At 71.2% G+C, this 513-nt stretch carries 1 protein-coding gene; it reads right to left on the bottom strand.

Annotated features, from left to right (window positions below):
• Nucleotides 1–513: AAA family ATPase (locus A5634_RS29250; protein WP_437339950.1), on the bottom strand; the 513-nt coding region annotated here is incomplete at both ends.

The raw sequence follows: 513 nt of genomic DNA, 5'->3' as shown, positions 1-513 counted from the left end.
AGGTTTCCGCAGCCGGGGTCGGCGTCGAGCACCAGAATTCGGTCGCCTCGCACCTGGGCCAGCATCGTGCCCAACGTGACCGTGGTGGTCGTCTTGCCGACGCCGCCTTTGAGGCCGAGCATCCCGATCTGATAGGAGCCGCGCGGCTTGCGGGCGACCCGGTTACGCAGTTCGAGTTCGTGTTTCTCGTCGCGGGACAAGCCGAAGTTGATGCGGGTGAGTTTGTAGATCCCACGTCGCCAGCCGCGCTGCGGCACGGGCCTGCGGGCCTTCTTGGGCTTGGGCGTGGCTGGCGGTGGCGCCGGTTCCGGTGCTTGCGCGGCGTCGGGTGGCGGCGGACGCATCGGGGCAGGTGGTGGTGCGGTTGCTGGTGGCGGTGGTGCTGGAGACCGCGTGGGTGGGGCTGGCGTGGCGGGCGTGGATGCCGAGGGCGGCGGCACCGGAATCGGCCCGGAGGGTGCTCGACGCTTACCCCGGCCGCCGTTCGGCGGCGCTTGTGGTGGCGTGCCTGGG

This window comes from Mycobacterium asiaticum (assembly GCF_001673365.1).
In the GTDB taxonomy this organism is placed as follows: domain Bacteria; phylum Actinomycetota; class Actinomycetes; order Mycobacteriales; family Mycobacteriaceae; genus Mycobacterium; species Mycobacterium asiaticum_A.
The sequence above is the reverse complement of the archived record's forward strand: the minus strand, read 5'-3'. Positions and strand labels throughout refer to the sequence as shown.